The following is a 20,550-nucleotide window of genomic DNA, read 5'->3' on the forward strand; positions in this document are numbered from 1 at the left end:
TTGCGAATCAGAGGCGAAACCATGCAAGAGTTGTCACCAGAGCAAAAAACGCAAGTCTTAATCGACCATTTTGGTCTGTCCACTGCGGCCAAAGATGTGGGGTTTATTCTGCCTGATGGACGCATGCTTAATTTACAACGCTGGTATCCCGATCGCCGCCGTAATCATGTTGATGCTGTGACCGTGATGTATGGCCCGCCTGAGTCGGGCAAGCAATGGAACGAAGTGGACTTGATCAAGTTGATGGCGGAACTGCGCTTATTACGCTTTTGCCTGCGAGGGGAAATTCATGCGGCGAGCCCGCCAACGCGTAACCAAATCCGCAAATTGTATTCTCTGGTGGCTTATCGTTCTAATGTGTTTGAAGTGCTTATTTCTAACGCGCAAGGCGCCACCATGGCGCGCTCGGAGTTGGTATCGCCAACCATGGAGAAGATCCTCAAGGTGTTTCAAATTTATTCAGATAATGCGGTGCATTTAAGTGAAGATGAATTTGGCATTGAAGAGCGCCCTCATCATTACAGCTTTGTGTTTCGGCCCAACCATCAAACCGTGGGGCGCTACCTCAAAAACTCAGGTGTGGTGGAGATGAACCCCTTATTCGACCAGGCTAAACCCTTGTTTATGAAATTATTGGAAGCTTATCGACGCTAACTTATTTTGGCTTTTCTTCGGCGTTAGGCTGGTATGAGCCGGCGTGTTCAATGTCGACGATCCCCGAGCGATTTAGGGTGATTTTATAGCGTTCAAATTGGGCTTGTTGACTGTTTTGGTTGATGGCCACCACCACATTGATTTGGTAACGCCTTTCTATCGAGGTCTTTTGGATCTTGTCGTTGTTTTGCTCGTATAACTTACCTTGGCCCCGCTCTAAATATCGCGCGAAGGGGCGCAGGCTAAAGATCAGGTTTTCTTCTAAGGTTTCATAGCCGGGCTGGAATTCGGCATTGGCGACCTTGGTTTCCAAACGATAATGCAGCAATACGGCACTTTGTTGATTTTGACTATGGCGGCGGGCCAAGAGCTCTTTGGCTGCTTGGGGCAATTTAGCCGAGCGAATATAGTCGAGCCAAATGCGCTGTTTCGCCATTTCTGTTTGATTAACCGAGTCCTTTAAGGTGCGCAACCACTTAGGTTTGCCACGTCGGATCCAGCGCCACAGGATATTACGAAAGTCTTCTTTAAATACTTCACGTATGCCGTAAATCACCGACAGGGTTAAGATCATCGCCGAAGTGAGGCCGCTGAGGGCGCCTTGGGTTTTAATGATTAAGGTGAGCACGACTATCATCACTAAAGAAGTCGCGACCCCGGTGACCACTTTTTTGGTGATATTGCCTAATGCGGTGGTGTGCTCGCGAAACACCACGCCATGTTCAATCAAACGGCGTAATAAGCGCATTTTGTTGGATATGCGGTTCGGGTCGTTGAGGGTGGCCGTGGAGTTGTAGTTAAGGTCTAAGCGATATTGGTTTTCTTGTTGGCAAATGGCCAACAAATCGCTGCGTTGTTGACTGTAATCTGACTGACGGGGCTTTTTAGCCAGCATGGCCAGTAATGCTTGCTCTGTGTACCAAGATAAATAATTGTCTACGTTCTCAAAGATGGAGTTTAACTTCACATCATTGGGAGCATTACGGCGCATTTTTTTGAGGATGGTGACACTGTTTGCAGCCAGCACAATGGCGGCATCGTAAAACGCATGGGTGTATTCACTGTCTTCTAACACCAAGGCTTCGGCGATATCGGTATCTAACGCCACTATATATTGGTAGGCAAACAGGTTTAAGTTGGTGCGGTATTCTTCCGGTGAGCGTTTCATTCGACTTGCAAAACGGGTATGCAGCAAGGGTAAATGTAAGCCCTGGGTGTAATAAGCTCGCTGGCCGGTGATGGCGGAATTAAAGTAATCGGTTTCACTGAGGGTGTTGCGATTAATCCCCATCTCTTTGGGTAATGAAAAGAACAGGTCTAGCCGACGCAGCTCGCCCTTGGCTAATTGGTGAGTTAGCTTGATCGACAGTTTTTCGTGGCTTTTAAAGCTCAGTGGCTGCAATCCAATCATTCTCCTCTGTTACCACAATCTCATTGCTCTGCCATTTTAATGTAACTTAAGTGTGTTAGCACTGCTAACAAAAAAGCCCCTATAAAGGGGCTTCGTTAACAACAGATGGATTGAACGTCGCTCTTATTGCTCGATACCGACGATTAACCAAGGGGCATTAGCTTGCGCTAGGTTGCGCTCTAAGTGCCATACTTCTTTAATGTCTTCTTCAACGCCTTCCACCGTGTCGCGGTAACGACCGCTAAACTTAACGCTCACTTCAGCTAGGCTAGCATTGTGGGTTGCGCGTACTAGCTCTGCGTCTAAGAACATCACCTCGGTATGCTGTGCGCCTTCCAGCTCACGACGCTGTTGGCTGAGTTCGTTATATAGCTCAATCGATACGTACTCTTGGATCTTGCTCAGGTCGTTGTCGTTCCAAGCTTGTTGCAGGGTTTTGTAGTGGCTGCGAGAGCCTTCTAAAAACGCAGGTAAATCAAATCCGGGTGGCAAATCAAAGGGGACATCGCTTGCCGCTTGAGCGAAGCCGCCATTGCCGCTGTTAGCAAAGCCACCTTGGTCTGCTTGTTGGCGGAACTGATCTTGGCTTTGACCTGTTGCATAAGCGGGGCGTTGCTGTGCTCCTGCTTTGGATGCCATCACCGCTCGGAACACTTTAAATAACACAAACGCCACTAAGGCAATGATTAAGATATCCATGATTTGGATATTTTCAAAGCCGCCACCCATAAACAATGCGGCTAATAAACCACCGGCCAGCAAACCACCTAGCATGCCGCCCATTAGGCCTTTTTTACCTGGGTTGGTAGCAGGGGTGGTTGCAGGTTTATTCGGTGATGCTGGCTGAGCCGGTGCAGTTTTGTGGCTTTTACCAAAGGATTTACTGCCGCCGAATTTTTTGGCTTCAACGTCTGGGCTAGCGCCAAGGCCGACTGCAAAAATCAGCGCGAACATCATAAAAAACTTTTTCATTTGTAGGGTTTTCTCAATTTAAATAGAGGTGGCCTCATCATAACTTTGAGACATTATATGTCAATTACCATTTGCGGCTATTTTTTATACGACGGGCGATATAGGGAGACCACGAGGATTGCCTGTGGTTGTGAGTTTGTGGCACCTGAGCTTGCTTATATTTACCTATAACTACCTGAACTTTGGTTAAGCAACACCTTAATTTAATCGCTGCATGACTGCAGCTCCCACAGAGCCGCGGCTTACAAAGCGTTCTACACAGCTGCATGGATTGCTTCCTTGTGGGAGACGAGCTTGCTCGGCGAAAAATATAAGCACAAGCTGACCACCACTCTCAGTTAACCAAAGCTGAGGTTATACCTAGTTGGGTATGAATATTGCTTACTTTATTTCGCTGATAAGGCTTTACCAATGAGTTTTGTCGGGTTTTTGACGCATTGGCCGTTTTATATAGTGGAGTATGAGGTGAAATTAAACGATTATCATAGTATTGGGATCCAAGCTGAGCTGGCGCAATTAAAACGGCAACAGGCAGAGGCTAATGCGGCACAATCTCAAGCTGAAGCTCCCCAGGCTGGTTTGGTTAAGCCAGACTCACCTGCAACGACCTTGCCCGAGACGGATCAAGAGGAAGCTGCTCCCTCCACACGGGAAACCATTTTAGAAGGTATTCAAAGGGTCAAGCAGTCGATGGCTGAGGTTCGTTACAATACGTCGCTGACATCAGGTGAAAAAGATGATCAGCTAAAGCCCTTGCAGCAAGAGCTTGATGAATTAGTGAATGAAATGCAGTTGGCCATCAAAGACTATGCTAACCAGCAGGCCGACAGTTTATTTGGCGGCGCAGGCGCTGGCACGAGTCGTCAGGTGGGTACCTTGTTCGACTTTTTGGCCTAACGGATAAGCCGTTTGGCTTCTTTGATTAAGCAATCCCGTAAAGCATGGTCGTTCATGTCTTTATGCCAAATAAAAGAAAAATGACGTTTAAGGCTTAACCCTTTAATATTAAGGGGCTTTAAAAGGCCTTGTTGGATCCCGCTGGCGCAACTGCGGGCGGGTAAGCAACTGATGTATTCACCTGCTGCAATCAGCGCAATCAGTGTTGGTATATGGTCATATTCTTTGATCACATCTAAATGTTCTAACTTACCAAAAATGGCAGCATCAAATACGTCTCGCGTGCCTGAGCCTGACTCGCGTAATACCCATTTACTGGCTTCAAGCTGACTATATGAGACTTCCTCTTGACGAGAATAGGGGTGGGTGGCGGCAGCGACGATAATCAGCTCATCTTCACACCATAAGGATTGATGAATACGGCTGTCATCACAGCGGCCTTCAATGACGCCGAGGTCGATATTAAAGCTGCGCACATCATGGATGATTTGTTGGCTATTTTTGACCTCTAGCTTCACTTGGATTTGTGGGAAGTTACTGTCGAGGTTACTGATTAAACTGGGGATCAAGCTTTCCGCCACGGTTTGGCTGGCACTCAGTTTGAGCTGGCCACTGAGGGAGTGCTTAGCATTGAGACCCATTTCAATTTGATGGACATCTTGCAACAAGGCTTTAGCACGCGGCCTCAGCCACAAGCCCCAGGAATTTAATACTAAGCGTTTACCTTGCCGATCAAACAGTAAGGTTCCCACCTGCTGTTCGAGTTGTTGCAGTGCCATACTGGCTGCTGATTGGCTAATGGCAATACGGGTTGCGGCCGCACTTACGCTACCGGTATCGGCGATGGCATCGAAAATAGCTATTTGTTTTAGAGAAAATTTCATATCAAAAAGAATTATATACTTAATCAGTAAAACTTGTTTAACTAATTTACCTGTGCTCCAGTAGTCTCTACAGTCACAGAATATCGGCATGGCAAAGGATTTTGCAGCGGATTTAGCAACATACTGCAATTCGTTACCGATAGTACCGTTTTTATATTGAAATAGTCGAGGACGTTATGACTGACACAGCAAAACCTGATGCTGAAGCAGGCAAAACATATCAGGAGCTCCACAAGCCCGCTTCTGAATTTGCTTCACGCTCAGATTACTTAGATCATGAATTACAAATCATGAAGCCACGCCGCTGGGGCTTAAACCTGCCGGGTCGTGATTTTCGTTTTGAGTGGGAAGACCTAGTGCCAGCGATTGCCGGTACGATTGGTATTACCGTGATGTACTCGGCGGTAATGCAAGCGTGGGCCAGTGGCCTGTCAGCTAAATGGGAACACGTTAACCTTGGGGCAGAATTTGCCATTGAGGTGGTTCGCGTTGAAATGCTGATCCCTGCATTACTATTTTGTATTTTAGGCTCAGGTTTCTTTAACCCGAAAGCCAACTTGGCCGGTAACCACGGGCCAATGATTCCCCTAATTGGTGCGATTGCGTTAGCGGGTGCTCACCCACTGGCATTGGCAATCCTACTCGGTATATTTGGTTTGTTACTAGCCTACTTTAAGGGGGGCTCGAAGCTGGTTAATCTCACCAGTGATGGGGTTGCTGGGGGATTACTGGTGTTCCTCGGGTTTATGGGGGCAAAAAGCCAGATCACGTCATTATTTGATTGGTCTGCCGGTTTACAAACGGCCCATGCCCTTGATTACAGCTTGAGTCACGTGGCCTTTATTATCCTCGCCATTAACATCGTTATTTACGCCTACCTAGCGCGTATCGGTAAACGCTGGTTAGCCATTCCATTGTGTGCGATTGCGGCCATTGTCGTTGCACTTGGTTTAGGTGCGGGTCTTGACCTTAAATTTGTCACTGAGCCGGGTCTACCGAACCTGAACCCTGTTTACTGGTGGGGCTCTACGGAAACCGGTTGGCAGCTTGGTTTACCTAACCTAGAGCACTTTATCGCTTCTTTACCGTTCGCTATCTTGGCGGTTGCCATGTGGTCGCCTGACTTCCTAGGTCACCGTATTTTCCAAGAGTTGAACTATCCGAAGAAGACTGAAAAAGTACTGATGGACGTGGATGACACCATGACTTGTTGTTCGGTGCGTCAAATCGTAGGTACCGCTGTTGGTGGTGGTAACATTACATCAAGCTGGGGTACTTACATGATCCCTGCGGCCATCGCCAAACGTCCAATTCCTGCTGGTGCTATCTTGCTGGGTGCTCTTTGTATTATCGTTGCTATCTTAGGTTACCCAATGGATGTCACTGTATGGCGTCCGGTTATGTCTATCGCATTGTTAGTAGGTGTATTCTTACCGCTACTGGAAGCGGGTATGCAAATGGTTAAAGACACTAAGAGCAGCCAGTCTGCGGGTATCTGTATCTTTGCCGCCTTTGTTGCTAATCCTGTATTTGCTTGGGCATTAACCATGTTACTCGACAACAATGGTTTGATTGGTGATAAAGAGCGTGCAACCAAACTGTCGTTTGCGGATCGCATTGTGGTACCGGGCCTTGCGTTTGTTATTTGTACTATCGCCATGGCGGCAGTCGGTATGTTACCTGGCATTCCTAAGTTGATTTAATCAGCTCATCTGTGATGCCTTATTAAAACCTTGGCCAAGTGCCAAGGTTTTTTTTTATCTAAAACTAAGGCCCTAGGGCTTCAGCCCATTCCCCAAGTGGCAAATTGCCTTTTTTACGTTAGGTTTTATGCTGCCGTAGGGCGATGAACAGCTGTTATTGAGTTACAGATGTAGTCTGATGCCGGATCAAAATACCTATCTAGGTCAATAAAGTAGTAATTTAATTACCTTACTAAGCTTATTAGTCTTATCAAGAATGTTGATATAAGGTTAATTTATCCTTAACGCTTGTTTGCATTATTAACAGGATGTCTCACTGCTTAAGCCTAATAGATTAAGTGTGTTAGTGCGGGCTGCGGCCAATATCTTGGTTGCTTGCTCCTCACACTGGGTTGAGCGCGCCAGGGCGACGGCGCCCACCATGCTAATGGCTGCTTGCATCGCTTGGGTGTGGCTGACTGCCGCCGTATCCCTTAAGCGCTGCACTAAGCCGTCAAATACGCGGCCGTAGCTTTGTTTGGCTTGCTGATCTTGCAAGCCAATATCAGATATTAAAAAAGCCAGCGGACAAGGGCTTTGCTCACCTTTCACATGCTCAAGAGAAAGGTATCGTTCAATGATTTCCAAAAGTGAAGTGGCACCTTGGCGTCTGGCTTGTGAAGCGTGCTTGGCAAAAAACACGATAGCTTCACTATAGAGGGCTTGCTTAGACGCAAAGTGATGATAAAACGCCCCTCGGGTGAGTTTGGCGTGTCGCATCACATCATCAATCGACACTTGTTTAAAGCCTTGCTCCGTAAACAGGGCTCCTGCACTGTGTAAAATGCGCTGCCGCGTTTGTTGTTTATGATCTGCTTGCCAAGGCATTTTCGCTCCTCGCTGATTGCAATTTTGGTTAACCGGAACTGAAATTAGGATATTAAAATAATCATAAAATATGTTCTTGAACATATTGTCATGCTTTTTACTCTAGTAACAGTTTGGCAATCAGGCTGGACGTTTACGACAAAAGGATAGCAAATGAGTAAGGTAACGATTTATGGCGATCAGCGTAGTAATTTTGTGCGCAGTGTTGAGCTAGTGTGTTTACAAAAACAAGTCGATTATCAAATCGGGGGTGAGTTTCAGGGGCGCTTAATCAAATGGAAAAGCCCTGAGCACTTTCAATTACACCCCTTTGGCAAGATGCCTATCTTGTTTGATGGCGATCTTGTGTTAGCGGAAAGTTTGGCCATCTGCCGTTATTTAGCGCAACAACCTCAAGGGGCAGCATTAATTGATGCCGATCCTAAGGTTCAAGCCGTACAAGATATGTGGGCAACGCTAGCAGCAGGGGACATAGACAGGCTGCTTATAAGACGTTATTTGCTTGAATTTGTCGGTATGGATGGGCTGGTTGAAAACCCTAACCTAGAGCGAATGGCAAGGCGTAAACCCGATGCGGAGCAGGCTGTTGCTGTGGTTGAGCGTCAATTACAACAACATGACTTTATTGCCGGTGATGAATTTTGTATCGCTGATGCGTTATTAGTGCCTACCTTGCAATATGTCACACTGTTACCCGCAGAGTTGGCGGTGATAAAGCAAGATAGCGTGATCCACGATTATATCGCTCGGGTACGTGGTATGGCCGGGTTTGAGCGGGTGCTCGCCTAAACTGAGAGCGAGCTCTCACTATCAGTGCTTTCATGCCTTTTGGTAGGTTTTGCTAAATTACGATTATATAAAAGATAAATATTTTATACTTTATATTAGCATTGGTCTCTCGTCTTATTATTGTTGGTAAGGGCGCTTTATTCAGCTTGTTGGGTAAGGCGTTTTTACCTTACCGTTCGTCGCATTGAGCGGTATTTGCATTTCAATTGGTTAAAATATGCCCATAACAATATTTTAATCATTAATGGGCAAGGGAATGGCCAAAGCTATGGCTAAGAAGCTATTAACGCAAGGGCAGAAGCGAAAACGCATCATTCAAATGTGTTGTATCTTGATCTCGGTGTTAGCCATCGTGGTGGGGGTTTCGATGCAAGACAGCCAACTTAAACAAGCACAATCTCTGTATCTGTATCATCAAGCCACACAGGGCTCAATCACCGATTTATACCAAGACGTTGAGCAGTATCAAGGGCGTAATGGCAAAACCAAAACACGCGATGTGTATTATTTACGCTATGATTTTTCGGTCGCCAACCAAGTGTATTTTGGTGAAATCGCGTTGACGGCTGAACAATACACTGAATTTGCTGGTCAACAGCAATTAGAGATTTGGTATCAAGCCACCGATCCTAGCATCAATATGGCCCCATTTAAGATCAATGAACAACTGACCTCGCAATCTACTGTACGGCGTGCATTACGATTGGCCATGTTTATCATCCCTGCTACTGTCATGCTGTATTATTTGCTCACCTTGCTGTTCGCCCGTGAGCCAAAAGGCTATCTGCCAGAAGGCTTTTACAGTGAGAATAGCTGGCTTGATGTTGAGGATGGCTATTTAGTGGTGCTGAACGAGCAATGCTTATCCGCCTTGTCGATCCATAAAAAGCACCTAGACGAGGTGCAGCACCTTTATCAAAACCAAGGGTCGTGGGAACAAATCTTGGCCGCGTCTCATGGTAAGCTAAAGGAGATCCCTTATTCAGACATCACATGTATCAAAAGCGACCATTCAAGTGACGTGATTGCCATTGAATACGGTGTTGAGCAGGTTGCTCGTATTGAGTTTCTTAATCCTACGGTCAAAGCCCATGCCTTGGTTCGCCTACAACGCTACTTACCCCAAAGACTGATCTTGAACACCCACCACTTCAGTCGATTACGCTCTATCCGCAATAGTTTAATCGCGATTGTTGTACTTAGTTTGTTGTTGGCTTGGGTGAGTGAGCTTTGGCTCAGTGTGATTATAGCGACCATCTTGCTCGTGATCATTAGACACACTATTAGCCGCTGGTTTGATCCGACGGTCAGGAGCTTATGGGTCGATCTAAAATGTGGCTCGCTAAAATTGCCCCCCTCAATGCGTTAAGTGTTTTGCGATTTAAGCACCTTAATTTAAGCGTCATGGCAAAGTGTCATTGCGCTTAAGCGCATTTTCTCCTAGCGGATTTGCACATCATCAGGCGCAGTGTTCGCGCTTGATGTAAGTGTTCTCCGACGAAAACCAATATGCTAAGCTCAAGCTCTCAAATTTTTATCTATCGCAACAGGGAAGTTTGTCATGGCAAAACAGATAAGTTTTGGCGAACCGGTTAATGAGGCCGAGCGCTGGGCATTTAAATTACTGAGCGATGAGCTCCCCTCAGATTATGTTTTATTGACCAATATTGAAATTCCCACCCCATCGGGCCAAGCCCTTGAAGTCGATGCCTTAGTCATTGGTGAATGGGGTGTGTATGTGGTTGATGTGAAAGGCTACATCGGCTGTCTTGAAGCCGGGCAACATGCTTGGGCGTTAGATGGCAGGAACGTAGATAACAGCCTAGCTAAAGCGAATTATGTGGCGCGCGTGTTATCAGGCAAGCTTAAGCATAAAATTCCTGTGGGCGTCTATGCCCCTTGGTGCCAAGGCATGGTGTTTGTCACGGGTCGCAAAGGAAATGAAATCGCGTTAGAAAAAAGCGATGGTTCTCTTTCCATCTACACTCCGCAACAGATTGTTGCCGCGCTGACCAAAGAGTGGGGATTAACCGCGCCGCGTAAATATCCGGTGACCAAAAAACAACGAGAGTTAGTATTGGATACCTTGGGCCAAGTGGCTGTGGTGGAGCAGCGTAATAACAAGATCCAAGACTTTGAAAAAACTAAATGTTTATTTATTCAACACGGCCTAGAAGTGTGGCAGGCGCAATATAGCCCGGGCGACTGGAGTGCCCCTTGGCTACTTAAAATTATCGTGCCGTCGGCATTTGATGATAAAGCCATGCAAGTTACTCACGAGAACTTACTGCGTAAAGAATTCTACCGCCTACAAACGTTAGCGGGATGCTCGGGTGTGCCCTATTGTGCGCCCTTGATCCAAGATGGCGAGCAACTTGTACTCCCTGTGCGTATGCCTAAAGGCGAGCCAGTGAGCGAACTCGACCCGGCCAAGCTCAATATTAATCAAATCTTAGAAGTGCTGCGTTGCGGTGTGTCTTCACTGCAGCAAATTCACCGCCGAGGCATGACAGTAGGTGGTTGGGATAAAAACTGCGTGTTTGTGGCCGATGATGGCGCCGTGGAATTTATCGATATCAAGGATAACGTGGGCTTTAATGAAGATATTAAAGCGTTTGCGAGCATTTTTGAGCAAACCGCCATGGCCACCCTTGAGCCGCGCATTAGTCAATGGTTCAAGCAAGCAGCACTAGGGCGCATGAGTGATTTGGATACCATTCGTTCCGACATCGCGGCCGTGATAGCCTATCGTCGCCTTTATCCTGATCCTGACATGGTGGATGTGAAGGCCGAAAATGGCGCTGTGATCGATCACCACTATCAGCTCGAACGTTTGCTCAACTTTACTGCCGATACCGAGCTTTGGAAGGCGCGACATATTCAGGGTCAATATGATTGTGCTTTATCCCTTTATCGCAATGTGGATGCACAATGGTTTCAGTTGAGTAACCTGTTTCGCAGTTTATCAACCTTGTATCACCCCCATATCGAGCGGGTGATCACCTTTGGCCAATTAGGCACCAGCCAAGACTTATATATCACCCGAGCTTGGATCCCAGGCCATACACTAGACGAGTTACCCGAGATCGTGCCGGGCCAGCCTGTACGCTGGTTTGTGCAGCTGTTAACGGGGTTACAATACCTGCACAGTTTGGATATTTTTCATGGTGCAATTTGCCCCAAGAACATTGTGTGCAACAGTGAACGTGCCGTGTTGGTTAACTTTGGTATTGGTTGGGATGTCGCCACCAGTCAATATGCCCAACAATATGCCGACCCAACCCTATGGCGCCTAGAAGGTAGCGCGGAAAAAGACTTGTACGGCTTAGTTGCCAGCTTTATTGATGTGTTATCCGAAGATGGCTTGGTGGGTAAGCACTCTACCGAGCAACTGATCGCCGTGGTGGATGACTTTGATAGTGAAAAAATGGACGATCAATTAAAGCAAGTGTGTCGCGAAGTGCTGAATTTTGAAATCAGCCTCACGCCAGGGCAAAACTACATTGAACTGTTTGATATGCAAGATGTGTTAGCGAGCATTAGTGAATGACATTAAACCTATTCCCGCAGCGAGCTGCGGTCCCACAAGATGCTATCTAGCCTTGTGGGACCTGAGCTTGCTCAGGGAATGTGGTTTACAAAATTGAATTACTGCGGAATAAGGTACGTTTACAGCTAAAACAAAAATGCTTGTAGCGGGGATCTTCATGACAGCTAAGCGGCTGAAAGATAACCTTATCCGATTGGCAGTGATAGCAGCGAGCATTTTCATCATCCGTGGTTCGACATTCTGGATGGGCAGCTAAGTACTCGGGCAAGGTAGGTAACTTGCGCCAATGATCATCATTTGGCTTGTTATAAAATGCAAAATAATAAATTGCCGCTGCAATGATCGGGGCCAATATTGTTAACCATTCCATATTCATAAGTATTTTCCTTAACTGTAAGCTTCTCTGTAAACTAAAGCGCAAGACATAATATGTCAAATGATTTCTGACATATTATGTCTTGGTGTGGAAAATGAGTTGACCTAGTTTAGTTCGACTTGACTGAAATGCTCGACAATATAATCGATAAATACGCGCACCTTGGCGGGTTGGTTGGCTCGAGAGGCATAGTAGATTTGTGCGGGCGGTAGCTTAACCGTGCATTCGGGCAACAAGGCCACTAAGCGGCCCTGCTTGATATAAGCTTCGGCTTGCCAAGTGGCCACTAAGGTGATGCCAACGCCATGGCTGGCTAGTTCACACAGGGCTTCAACATTGTTGACGATCACCGCGGTTTTACGAGGCTCAAAAAACTCGGTATCACCTTGTTGATTGATAAAACGCCATGGGAACAGTCTTTGGCTGGTAGCCGAGCGATAGCGAATGCAGGGCAGTTGAGCGAGGTCTGCGACGCTTTTTGGCTGGCCATACTGAGCCAAAAATTCCGGTGAAGCCACGCAAGTAATCTGCATATCGGTTAGCTTACGCGCCACGATATTTACATCATTACCAATGCGATTGCCGATAGCCACATCATAGCCTTCTGATACTAAGTCAACCGCGCGATCATCTAAGTGTAAATCCAGCTCTATCTCGGGATATAGCTGCAGAAAGGGCTGCACCAGAGGCAGGATGTACTTTTTACCATACCCTTCAGGTACCGACACCTTAAGCTTTCCTTGCGGTGCTGTTTTTAAATTTCGCGTGCTTTCAAACAATTGATACAACTGAAAGGCAGTAGGGCAAGCGGCGCGATAAAAGCTTTCGCCATCTTCGGTCAATGAGAGGGCATGGGTCGTACGATGGAATAATCTGACACCTAGCTTTTCCTCTAAGTTTTTCACGGCTTTACTGATGGCGGCGGGAGTAACATCCAGCTCGCGAGCGGCTTTAGAAAAGCTCAAGGTAGACGCCGCTTTTAAAAACGCGGGCAAGTACTTAGCGAGGTCAAGTTGATGCATGCTTATTACCTTTGGTTAAAACAGTTTTGCATTTTTTGATACTACCAGTATTTTCATCAGGCGGTAACATAATCAGCATTAGCCATTTAATCAGTAAGGAATTGAGTTCATGAATGCGATTATTCAGCAGCAATTAAACCGTCGTTCGGTGCGTAACTTTACCGGCGAAAGCGTATCCAATGAAGATTTAGAGCAGATTTTACTGGCGGCGCAGCAAGCTCCCACCTCGATCAATGGCCAACAAATTTCATTAGTGGTGATCCGCGATAAAGCCACTATCGCGAAAATTGCTGAATTAGCAGGCGGTCAACCGCAAGTAGCGGGAGCCGATGTGTTTATTACCGTAGTGATGGACTATCACCGCGCCGCCACGGCCATGGCCAAGGTTGAGCAAGACCTTGCGATCAACCAATCAGCAGAAGGTATTTTGGTGGGCGCAGTCGATGCGGGCATTATGTTAAATGCACTGCAAACGGCGGCGGAGTCACTGGGTTATGGTACGACGGCTATCGGTGGGATCCGTGCCAATCCACAAGCCATGATTGAATTATTGGGTTTACCGGCCAATACCTTCCCTGTGGTCGGAACAACCCTAGGCGTACCCGATAACAGCGCTGCTAGTGCGGTGAAGCCTCGGGTTGCTTTGTCTTCTTTTGCGATGAATGAGCGTTATGACGCACAAGCAGTGGCCCAAGGGGCACTGCAATACGACGCTGATTTACGCCAATGGTGGGATGCCAATGGTCTGACGGACATGCCAAGTTATGCCGCCAGCACAGGCCAATACTACAGTTACATTTATTTCCCGACCGTGGCTCAAACCCTCGAACAACAAGGGTTTAAGTTTCAGGATGCGTTAGTGTCTGCTTAGTTAGAGCAAAGCGATTGCATGATTATCCCAAGCCCACGGCGTTAAATGACGCTGGGCTTGGTGCGCTATCACACCGGCCCCTGTGGTCAGCACCGCCTGTTGCTCGGGCGTTACCGCTAATCCGCATACATCATTTAGGTTTTCAATCCCCAATAACGCGCCCGTGTCTTTATGCCAGCGGCCAACACAGTTACCCCGCGGGGAGGTACTGATGATCTGCTCGCCAACCATGGCCACCGAGCCGAGGTAATCATTAAACCTGAGCCAGTCTTCTTCGCTGCCCGCCACGGGCTGCGCTTGGCTGGTTAAGCTGGTTGCCGGCAATGACAATTGATGGCGATACAACAAGGGCAACATCTCGCTTTCGCCTTGGTACTGACACGCCATCGCCACAGTGCCGTCAGTGGCCACGGCGAGGTGGCGGATACTCAGTAGGTGATCGGGTAGGGTGACGGTGTGCACCCGTTTGCCGGTGTGGCGATCAAGGTAAACCAAGCTCGGTGCCATGGTGTTAAGGTTGAGCGGGGTTCGCTTATCGGTAGCAATGCCGCCTACAGCCACAATTAAGTGCTGCTGGTCGGGGTGCATGACAATTTCATGGGGGCCGATACCAAAGCCTTGTAATAAGGCGACTTGTTTCAAGCTCTGCTCAACTTGGTAAACCCCAATCACACCTTGGCTGGTGGCGGTATCGCCTTCGCTGACATAAAGCAAGCCATCTTGGCTAAAACAGCCGTGGCCATAGCAATGGCGCTCGCTGGGCAGGGCATGCTGCCACTCCTGCTCGCCCGTTTGCACGTTAAAGGCGGTGATATAACGACCGGGGCGACGCGAAAAAACTAGCCCTAAATCTTGGTTTGGATTTACAGCTAACCCATGGCCGCGCTCGGGCAAGGGCAGTTGATATCGCGTTTGGCCACTGACATCGGCGCACACCAAATAATCTTGCTGTTGCTGCTGGGCGCAGGACAAAAACCGCCGTGGCGTTTGACCTTGCGCCCACGATAATGAACCGGCTAGGCTAGTGGTCACACCCAGATAGGCCAAGGTGCGTAAAAACTGCCGACGTGACAACGATTGTGCTGACATCATCAGTCTCCATCGGTGGCATTAAAGCCAATCACAATTTTTAGCGCCACGGGCATGGCTTCTTGGATCAAATAAGTGAGCCGCTCGATATCGATGCGCAACCGGTACAACTTGGCTAAGCCCTGATCCGATTGCAACAAACTCACCATGCTGGCCTGCTCGGGCCAATTGGCTAATAAATCGGTAAAGGTTTGATCTATCTCGCTGGCGAGTTGGCCCGCGCCTTGTTGCTGTAATTGGCGATTGATGCCGCTTAAAAAGAGCTGATGCAAGCTGGCATAGCTTTGTTTTAACTGTGCCATGGAGCGAGCCGAGCGCCAGGATTCGGCTTGATAGGGCTTAACATGCTCGCCCTTACCCAGCGGTAAATGGAACTTTTTGTTGGCAAAGCTAAGCTGGTGAGACAGCTCACTGATCCAAGCCCTATCGGCAGCCGATAATGGGTGCTTAACCTGATTGGCTGCTGGCTGGTGATAGCTTAATTTGGCTTGTTGCCATGTTTGCTGTAAGCGTTTGGCATTACTGGCGATATGCGTTCCTATGGCTTGGCTAAGGGTGCAGTTGTCGGCGCTTATGCCTTGTTCAAAAAGCAATAATTCCAACGCGCCTAAGCCTTGCACGGCGACGCTGGCTTGGCTGATATCGGCTTCGCTAAATGTTGACTGGCTATCTTGTAAGGCGTTGACTTTACGACCGGTGAGGTTTTTCTTATCGGGCCAAAATTGCATTGCCCAAGCGATATCTAAGTCATGCACTGGGCCTATGGTTTCGCCCTGAAACGGCACCCAAGCGAGCATGGTTTGTTGCCAAGCTTGTTTTAGCTGTGGTGATTGAGTATCGGGGGCTTGGCGGGTACAGGCTTGCTCCAATAGCTTAGTGAGTTGCTGGCTCTGACTCACCAGTTGTTTGGCTTGTTGCTGCTTTAGCTGTATGGCTTGCTCGGCTAAATCGGTGCTTGCTGCGGATTTAGCTGGGCCAGAGACAGTGAGTAAAAAGAGTAACGCGGTGGCGCAGCTGAAACCCGTTAAAGAAGAAAGGTGCATTATATTAGTCCTTTACGGAACGAGGTGGCTGACCACCTCGCACTAAATTGAATATTTAGAGTGATTCAAGAAACTTAATCAGCGCGTCACGCTGCGCTTGGCTAAACCCTAACACCTGTTGCTTGGCTGCTTCGGCTTCGCCACCATGCCAAAGGATGGCTTCCATAATGTTGCGCGCACGGCCATCGTGCAGTAAAAAAGTATGACCGTTTACTTCTTGGGTATAGCCTAATCCCCACAGTGGTGGGGTGCGCCATTCTTGGCCATTGGCTAAAAACTCGGGGCGATTATCGGCCAAGCCCGGTCCCATATCGTGCAACAAAAGATCCGAGTAAGGGAAAATCAGCTGCTCCGACAGGGCGGGCAGTTCAGGGCGTTTAGCGGTTTTAAAGCTAGGTACATGACAACTTTGGCAATTGGCTTGGTTAAATAGCTGCTCACCTTGTTGTACTTGCTTGTCATCAAGGTTGCGTCTGGCGGGCACGGCTAAGTGTTGGCTGTAAAACTCAACAAAGTTAAGAATATTATCGCTGACTTCCAGCTCGCCGCCGTTGGGGGCTTTTAAGCAGTCGGCTTGTTTCTCGGTGCAGTCATCATGTAGGTTAACCGACGAGGTTAAGCCCATGTCGCCGGCAAAGGCGCCCGCATTTTGTTGCATTAGGGTAGGTTGGCCAGCCTTCCAGCCAAAGCGGCCGATCACGGTTTGCTGGCTGGCAGCATGCCATACTCGGTTCGCTCGACCAGAAATGCCGTCGTTATTGCTGTCTTCTGGATCGGCATTGGCCAGCAAGCTTTCTTCACTAATGCTTTCCAACAAGCCTAGGCCTATCATCACCGGCGCAACGCGTGCCGACATCATCACATCAGGGTGCATAGGGCCATAGTTAAGCTGGCTAATGGTGAGGTTTGGCTTGCGCAACATCACTTGGGTGCCGTCTTTAAACGTAACGGCCACTTCTTGATAGTCGATGTTAATTTGGCCTTCTGGCTGAACGCCCGGAATGGACATGTCTTGCAGTTGGCCGCCATAGGTGGGCTCGGCAATCACGCCTTGCTGGATCAAAGCTTGCTTTTGCTCTGCTGTGGTGGCCGGAATACTTAATCTGACCAACATAGACACGGCATTTTGATCGCCCGGCTCCTTGGGTTTACCGCGGCCGTCTTTAATGTGGCAGCCTTGGCAAGCATTGGTATTAAACAAAGGGCCTAGGCCGTCACGGGCATCGGTGGTGGCGGGAGCTATCACCCAAGGGTTACGAAAGAAGCTGTTGCCAACACTAAAGTCCATCCGCTTGAGCATGTCTAAATTGCTGGCCGGCATTGAAAAGGCGTTAGGGCCGGTTTTGCTGGTGGTGGTTTCACCGCCGGGTTTTGCGGGATCAGCCCAGCTGGGTAGGCTTATCAGTAATAAAAGTGTGGTTTTTAAGGCGGTACTCAATTGCATCTTGTTCATAAAGCCTGCTTAGCATCTAGAGATGCTTTTTTATTGTTATTTGGATTGCCAGAAACTCAAAAAGGGCGGAAGGCCGCCCTTAGCTATTTTGTGCCAAGATCAGAAATTAAAACTCATGATCGGCTGTGTCTGGATTTAGGTTGTATATCCCCAATACCTTAGATGCTTTTTCAATTTCACCCGTTTGCACTACCAGCGCCTTGATCGAATCATTAACCAAGGTGTGGCCTTGGCTGTTGTTAGGGGCAATTAGCTGGTCAAATTTTTGCCCTTGCTCGGCGGCGGATACTAAGGTGTAAACTTGGGTTGATGCGTCAGTCACCGCTTTGGAAGTTGACTGTGCAACGGCTTTATCCTTACTTGCCACCAAATCGTTTAGGCTTGGGCCGCTTAGTTTAGTGCCATCAACACGCGTGTATTGACCAAACCACACATTGTTAATGCCTTGTTGATTGTAATAGTGCGAGTTGTGGGTGTTATCCGAGAAACAATCGTGCTCGTCTTCTGGTGAGTTGGCTTCTAGTGCCACCTTCATGCGCTCACCGGCTAGCTCACCTAATGAGAGCGAGCCCATGCCAAACAACATCACACGCAAGCCTTCATCGGCTGGCTTAGCGGTTAGGGTTTGGCGGTAGTTATCACCCGTTGCGCTCCATTGCTCGGTCATCCAAGTTAGGTCGCTATTAAGTAAGGTTGAAGTCGCTTTTAGGTAAGCTGCACGACGATCACAATGGCCATTAGTACAGCCTTCGCCTTGCACAAAATCCGTATAAGGACGGGCACCGGCCCCTGCGTTGGTGCCATTTAAGTCTTGCCCCCACAGCAAAAACTCAATGGCGTGGTAGCCGGTAGCCACGTTTGCTTCCGAGCCGCCTAGCTCATTAATGCTGGCGAGTAGCTCAGGGGTAATCGTAGTGATATCAATCTGTTCGTTGCCCACTTGCAAGCGAGTGCTGGAAATAATGTTGGCAGTGGCGCCTGGGTTGCCTAGCTCGTGCTGGTAGTTTTTGGTATCGACATAGTCGATCAAGCCTTCATCTAATGGCCATGCGTTTAACTGGCCTTCCCAGTCGTCTACGATGCTGTTACCAAAACGAAACACTTCACTTTGTTGATAAGGCACACGCGCGGCTAACCAAGCGTCTTTGGCCGCTTGCAGGGTTTGCTCCGATGGCTTGGCGATTAAGGCATCAATGGCCTTATCTAATGTGGCAGCTGTGGTAGCGGCATCGGTATACACCGCGTGGACTAGATCTGCGTAGTGATTGACTACTTGTTTTGAGTCGATCGCCCAAGCGTTTGCGCAGCTAAACGACGCACCTATGATTAATGCGGTTAGTGTTTTGTTCATCTCTTACCCTTTGTTTTGAAGTGAAGGCTTGGTTTATTGTTACAGGATTAATGAAAACAATAACGCCTCTCATTTATTTTTAATGAATTGTAAACGTAAGTGAGAATGATTGTCGATAGCGGGGTGGTGTTTTTTTCGTCGAACAGCAATTTCAATCTCTCGGAGGGAGCTGAAGTCATATTGTGGGAGCCCCAGTCATGGGGCGATTTGGTGGGAGGGAAAATATATTTGGGGATATTTCTCGCAGCATGACTGCTGCTCCCACAGGTTGCTGCTCCCACAGGTTGCTGCTCCCACAGGTTGCTGCTCCCACAGGTTGCTGCTCCCACAGGTTGCTGCTCCCACAGGTTGCTGCTCCCACAGGTTGCAGCTCCCACAGGCAGCTATTCCCAAAGGGCATGACCCCCATTCAACTAATCGATTGCAAAATGATAGGGCTGCTTTTGAAACTGGGTGAAGTCGATTTTTTGCCAATCTTTGCTTTCCAAAATTGGGAATAACCGTGACTTAGGCTTGAGTAAATGAAACATCGGCTGATTGATTTGTTTTGGTATGGTGGTGCCCGCCATGTCCTCTTTAATCAATACCATGGCCCAGCCACCTGCCATAAAATGGCCGCCGCCTAAGCTGCTAATGCTGCCCTCGCGCCTGGCTGCGAGCACTTTTTCTGAAGTGTTCACCGCGCTGAAAAAGATATCTTTACCTGGTGTTAAGCCGGCTTCACGGGCAGCGCGCATGGCGCCAAAGGCCATTAAATCGTTAGCTGCCCAAACATAGCGTAGTTTAGGGTGGCGTTGTAGCAATAGCTTGGTTTTCTCATAAGCCTGTTGCTCATTCCAATTTGCGTAAATGATTTGTAGTAATTGCGTCTTAGTTTGTAAGGTAATGGCTTGTCGTGCGCCCCATTCGCGTAATTGCGAGGCCGGTGTATTTTTATTGCCGGATAGAATCAATATTTGATTGTCAGCTGAGGGCGATTCTTTACCCTTGTTTAAAAGCTCGGTCGCGGTTTGAAAGCCGATGCTGTGATTGTCAGGGATCAAGCTGGCCACCAAAGTTGGGCCTTGGGGGGAGCTAAATAAGACTTGCTTACTTTCTTCATTGATATCATTAAGTAATAAAACAATGCGCACCGGATAGTGACTAAGCATGCTGATCATACGTTTAGCGGCATTATCTTCATTGACCAAAATAAGGTAATCCGGCACCTGATCTTGCTTAATTAACTCCTGTACCTTTTTGATCATCAGGTAAGGATTGCGCTCGGCATGGTAAGTCGTTAACGGGATATCAAACTGACGAGCCGCTTCTTGCATAAACAAATCCACATCATGCCAAAAGCTTTCATCGGCATGGCCGGGATTGATAAATAATACCTTAGGTTGCGGCTCTGCTGGTGTACCCATGGCGTGTGCCAGATTAAAACTCGCTATGTAACCGGGCAAAATTGCTAAGATTGCGACTAGGGTAAACAGGTCGTTAAAACTGATTTGCCACTTATTTAATCTATCTTTTGACATTACTGATGTTCTCAAAGTTAGGGCATTCCCTTGTGACCTTAACCGCCGTTCCGTTGGAAGTTTAATTATAATTATTTTCTATGTGTTTGTTATTTAAT

18 protein-coding genes are annotated in these 20,550 nt (G+C 47.9%); 7 read left to right on the forward strand and 11 right to left on the reverse strand.

Annotation, left to right across the window (positions count from 1 at the left end; all coding sequences use genetic code 11):
* The first annotated feature begins 21 nt into the window (after positions 1–21).
* Positions 22–654 (forward strand): hypothetical protein, encoded by a 633-nt coding sequence (locus K6Y21_RS18010; RefSeq protein WP_233073270.1) that lies wholly within the window; start codon positions 22–24, stop codon positions 652–654.
* Between the two features lies 1 nt (position 655).
* Here the strand turns inward: K6Y21_RS18010 and K6Y21_RS18015 are convergent, their stop codons facing one another.
* Together K6Y21_RS18015 and K6Y21_RS18020 are read right to left on the reverse strand one after the other, a co-directional pair.
* Complete coding sequence (locus tag K6Y21_RS18015; protein ID WP_432758006.1) at positions 656–2,056, reverse strand: hypothetical protein; 1,401 nt, start codon at positions 2,054–2,056, stop codon at positions 656–658.
* Positions 2,057–2,188: 132 nt separating this feature from the next.
* Positions 2,189–3,037, reverse strand: a complete 849-nt coding sequence (locus tag K6Y21_RS18020; protein ID WP_233073272.1) for a Tim44 domain-containing protein — start codon at positions 3,035–3,037, stop codon at positions 2,189–2,191.
* 465 nt (positions 3,038–3,502) lie between these two features.
* Here K6Y21_RS18020 and K6Y21_RS18025 point away from each other — a divergent pair, with 465 nt between their 5' ends.
* Entirely contained in the window at positions 3,503–3,934 is a 432-nt protein-coding gene (locus K6Y21_RS18025; protein ID WP_233073273.1) for a hypothetical protein, read from the forward strand.
* On the opposite strand, the gene K6Y21_RS18030 is transcribed toward K6Y21_RS18025, so the two are convergent.
* Positions 3,931–4,818, reverse strand: a complete 888-nt coding sequence (locus tag K6Y21_RS18030) for a LysR substrate-binding domain-containing protein (protein WP_233073274.1) — start codon at positions 4,816–4,818, stop codon at positions 3,931–3,933. The two genes, K6Y21_RS18025 and K6Y21_RS18030, sit on opposite strands and share 4 nt — an antisense overlap.
* Before the next feature lie 176 nt (positions 4,819–4,994).
* On the opposite strand from K6Y21_RS18030, the gene K6Y21_RS18035 reads away from it, so the two are divergent.
* Entirely contained in the window at positions 4,995–6,521 is a 1,527-nt protein-coding gene (locus K6Y21_RS18035) for a DUF3360 family protein (protein ID WP_233073275.1), read from the forward strand.
* Positions 6,522–6,821: 300 nt separating this feature from the next.
* On the opposite strand, the gene K6Y21_RS18040 is transcribed toward K6Y21_RS18035, so the two are convergent.
* Entirely contained in the window at positions 6,822–7,388 is a 567-nt protein-coding gene (locus K6Y21_RS18040; protein ID WP_233073276.1) for a TetR/AcrR family transcriptional regulator, read from the reverse strand.
* Positions 7,389–7,541: 153 nt separating this feature from the next.
* Here K6Y21_RS18040 and K6Y21_RS18045 point away from each other — a divergent pair, with 153 nt between their 5' ends.
* From K6Y21_RS18045 to K6Y21_RS18055, 3 genes are all read left to right on the forward strand, one after another.
* Entirely contained in the window at positions 7,542–8,177 is a 636-nt protein-coding gene (locus K6Y21_RS18045; RefSeq protein WP_233073277.1) for a glutathione S-transferase family protein, read from the forward strand.
* A 256-nt stretch (positions 8,178–8,433) separates the two neighbouring features.
* Positions 8,434–9,546 (forward strand): hypothetical protein, encoded by a 1,113-nt coding sequence (locus tag K6Y21_RS18050; protein ID WP_233073278.1) that lies wholly within the window; start codon positions 8,434–8,436, stop codon positions 9,544–9,546.
* Between the two features lie 192 nt (positions 9,547–9,738).
* Positions 9,739–11,727: an NERD domain-containing protein kinase family protein gene (locus K6Y21_RS18055; protein WP_233073279.1), complete on the forward strand. Its 1,989-nt coding sequence runs from the start codon at positions 9,739–9,741 to the stop codon at positions 11,725–11,727.
* A gap of 85 nt (positions 11,728–11,812) precedes the next feature.
* Here K6Y21_RS18055 and K6Y21_RS18060 read toward each other — a convergent pair whose 3' ends face one another.
* Positions 11,813–12,103 carry a hypothetical protein gene (locus K6Y21_RS18060; RefSeq protein WP_233073280.1) on the reverse strand — a complete coding sequence of 97 codons (291 nt, stop codon included), beginning with the start codon at positions 12,101–12,103 and terminating at the stop codon, positions 11,813–11,815.
* 104 nt (positions 12,104–12,207) lie between these two features.
* Positions 12,208–13,125, reverse strand: a complete 918-nt coding sequence (locus K6Y21_RS18065; protein ID WP_233073281.1) for a LysR family transcriptional regulator — start codon at positions 13,123–13,125, stop codon at positions 12,208–12,210.
* A gap of 109 nt (positions 13,126–13,234) precedes the next feature.
* Between K6Y21_RS18065 and K6Y21_RS18070 the strand changes: the two genes are divergently transcribed.
* A complete protein-coding gene (locus tag K6Y21_RS18070; protein ID WP_233073282.1) occupies positions 13,235–13,996 on the forward strand; it encodes a nitroreductase family protein in 762 nt (253 codons plus the stop codon).
* On the opposite strand, the gene K6Y21_RS18075 is transcribed toward K6Y21_RS18070, so the two are convergent.
* The 5 genes from K6Y21_RS18075 to K6Y21_RS18095 form a co-directional block, all read right to left on the reverse strand.
* Complete coding sequence (locus tag K6Y21_RS18075; protein ID WP_233073283.1) at positions 13,997–15,088, reverse strand: DUF1513 domain-containing protein; 1,092 nt, start codon at positions 15,086–15,088, stop codon at positions 13,997–13,999. It abuts the gene before it with no gap.
* Positions 15,088–16,128, reverse strand: coding sequence for an imelysin family protein (locus tag K6Y21_RS18080; RefSeq protein WP_233073284.1), 1,041 nt, complete (start codon positions 16,126–16,128; stop codon positions 15,088–15,090). Before K6Y21_RS18080 ends, K6Y21_RS18075 begins: the two co-directional genes overlap by 1 nt.
* Positions 16,129–16,183: 55 nt before the next feature.
* The gene (locus tag K6Y21_RS18085; protein WP_233073285.1) at positions 16,184–17,581 is read right to left on the reverse strand and encodes a di-heme oxidoreductase family protein; all 1,398 of its coding nucleotides are present in this window, start codon (positions 17,579–17,581) and stop codon (positions 16,184–16,186) included.
* A 106-nt stretch (positions 17,582–17,687) separates the two neighbouring features.
* Positions 17,688–18,932: an imelysin family protein gene (locus K6Y21_RS18090; protein ID WP_233073286.1), complete on the reverse strand. Its 1,245-nt coding sequence runs from the start codon at positions 18,930–18,932 to the stop codon at positions 17,688–17,690.
* Positions 18,933–19,345: 413 nt separating this feature from the next.
* Positions 19,346–20,452 carry an ABC transporter substrate-binding protein gene (locus K6Y21_RS18095; protein ID WP_233073287.1) on the reverse strand — a complete coding sequence of 369 codons (1,107 nt, stop codon included), beginning with the start codon at positions 20,450–20,452 and terminating at the stop codon, positions 19,346–19,348.
* Positions 20,453–20,550: the final 98 nt, after the last annotated feature.

This window comes from Motilimonas eburnea (assembly GCF_021295345.1).
GTDB classification, from domain to species: domain Bacteria; phylum Pseudomonadota; class Gammaproteobacteria; order Enterobacterales; family CBDFNC01; genus Motilimonas; species Motilimonas eburnea.